The organism is Subdoligranulum sp. APC924/74 (assembly GCF_003324125.1).
GTDB classification, from domain to species: Bacteria; Bacillota; Clostridia; order Oscillospirales; family Ruminococcaceae; genus Gemmiger; species Gemmiger qucibialis.
In genome coordinates, this window is the sequence record NZ_PSQF01000177.1 from 1 (window position 1) to 2,355 (window position 2,355).

Genomic DNA, 2,355 nt, shown 5'->3' on the forward strand with positions numbered 1-2,355 from the left:
TGGAGTGCATAATTTTAAGTGTAAATGACACATACATGGACGCACAGGAGGTTATGCACATGACTGATTATAGCAAAATTACAGCCCTTTACTCCCGCCTTTCCGTGGGCGACGAGGACAGGGACGGCGGCGAGAGCAACAGCATACAGAACCAAAAAATATTTTTGGAGAACTATGCCAGAGGGCAGCACCTAACCAATATCCGGCACTACATCGACGATGACGAAAGCGGCAGGTTTTTTGACCGTTCCGCCTACTCCCGCATGATGGACGATGTGGAAAACGGGAAAATCGGTGTCTGCATTATGAAAGACCTTACCCGCTGGGGGCGTGACTATCTCCAAGTCGGCAACGCGATGGAGATATTCAGACGGAACAATGTGCGCTTTATCGCGGTCAACAACGGCATTGACAGCGAGAAGCCCGATACATTGGAGTTTGCGCCCTTTATCAATATCATGTCGGAGTGGTACGCAAAGGACATCAGCAAGAAAGTGAAAACGGGCATTAAGACCAAAGGCATGAGTGGAAAGCCGATTGTCACCGAAGCCCCTTACGGTTATGTCAAAGACCCGGACAACAAGGATTTTTGGATAATCGACGAGGAAGCCGCCGAGGTTGTCCGTTTGATTTTCCGTCTGTTTATCGGCGGGAAAAACCGCAATCAAATCGCCGTATATCTGACACAGGAGCAAATCCCAACCCCCACTTTCTATATGAAAGACCGAGGGCGGGGAACCTGTAAAAATAAGACGCTCAATGAGGATAACCGCTGCAAGTGGAACAAAGCCACCTTGACCAATATCCTCACACGGCAGGAGTATTGCGGCGATGTAGTCAACTTCAAGACTACAAAGCATTTCCGGGATAAACATAACCACTATGTAGACCGGAGCCAGTGGCACATCACAGAAAATGTGCATGAGCCGATTATCAGCCGCAGCGATTTTGAAACCGTACAGCGGATTTTGGAAAACGCATCCGTCAGACGCCCCAACGGGGACGGGGAAATCCACCCTCTGTCCGGCTTGCTTTTCTGTAAGGACTGCGGTGCAAAAATGCACATTCGTATTGATTACCGGAACGGCGGCAAGCGCCATGTTGCCTATTGCAGCGAGTACCACAAGGGGAAAGCCAAGAACCCCAAATGCCATTCCCCGCACATCATGGACGCGGACTTGCTCATGCAGACCATCGCGGAAGTGCTGAAGAAAATCGAGGACTATTCCATCAGCAATCGGGCGGAGTTTGAAGTCTTAGTGAAAAAGAACCTTGCCATGCAGCAGACCGACCAGAGCAAAAAGCAGCAGAAGCGTATTCCGCAAATCACGACGCGCCTTGAACAGATTGACAAGGTGCTGAATAAGCTCTACGAGGACAACGCCCTCGGCACGATTCCGCAAGACCGTTATGAGCAGATGTCGCAGAAGTATTCGGAAGAATACTATGCGCTGAAAGCGGAGCTTGCCACGCTCCAAGAGCAGCTGTCCGCTTATGAGAACGCGGGAGGACGGGCGCAGAAGTTTTTGAAGCTGACGGAACGCCATGCTGCCTTTACCGACCTGACACCCGCCATTCTCAACGAGTTTATCAGCCGGATTGAAGTGCATGAGCGCGACCAGAAAAGGGCGAGATACGCAATCCAGCACATCAGCATATATTTCAATTATATCGGCAAGTTTGAGAACGAAGTGACACAGCTTGCAGAGCCGACCGAGCAGGAAATCCGGCAAATGCGGGAGGAAATCGAAGAAGCCAAAAAGGAAAAGAGCCGCGCCTACCACCGGCAGTATTCAAGGGAGTACCGGGCGCGAAACCTTGAAAAGCAGCGGGAGTATGACCGCATGAAAGCGCGGGAATACCGGGCAAGGAGAAAGGCGCAGGCAGCCGCCGCACAGCCCACACAGTAAAACAGAATAACCGTCAACCAAGAGGGATTTTCCGAGTTACGGGAAATCCCTCTTTTGCACCCGGAGAAAGGAGCCGCCTATGGCAGAACAGACCCCCGACAATATCATCACGACCCAGAGGAACGGGCAGACCATTGTTGCGGAGTTATTTTTCAATCACAGCAGCACAGAAACATTCCGCGACAAGCTGCTCAAACTGGTGCTTGCCGACAGTACGCGTTTATCCGCGTCTGACGGTCAAGAGCCGGAAAAAACAGAAATCTTGCGATAACAGCCGCCCCGACGAACCATTCCCTGTCCGGGCGGTTTCTATTTGAAAATCCTCATTTTCCCCAAGTCAAGAGCCGGGAAAAACACCCGAAAAATGCCCCTATTGCGTAACAGGGGCGCAGAAAGGAGAGTTTATGAGAACAGGGCTTACGAAGCAGGAAAAGACCACCGATAT

The 2,355-nt window shown here is 51.1% G+C and carries 2 protein-coding genes; both read left to right on the forward strand.

The genetic code is table 11. The annotated features are described in order from the left end of the window. Positions 1–35: 35 nt before the first annotated feature. On the forward strand, positions 36–1,910 hold the full coding sequence (locus C4885_RS16010; RefSeq protein WP_114001287.1) for a recombinase family protein: 1,875 nt from the start codon (positions 36–38) through the stop codon (positions 1,908–1,910). A 79-nt stretch (positions 1,911–1,989) separates the two neighbouring features. Then, positions 1,990–2,181, forward strand: coding sequence for a transposon-encoded TnpW family protein (locus tag C4885_RS16015; protein WP_112091126.1), 192 nt, complete (start codon positions 1,990–1,992; stop codon positions 2,179–2,181). Positions 2,182–2,355 lie beyond the last annotated feature (174 nt).

Bases quoted from the DNA above. Each gene is read 5' to 3' on its own strand.
- C4885_RS16010 (WP_114001287.1), top strand. From the start codon at position 36: ATGGACGCACAGGAGGTTATGCACATGACTGATTATAGCAAAATTACA.
- C4885_RS16015 (WP_112091126.1), top strand. From the start codon at position 1,990: ATGGCAGAACAGACCCCCGACAATATCATCACGACCCAGAGGAACGGG.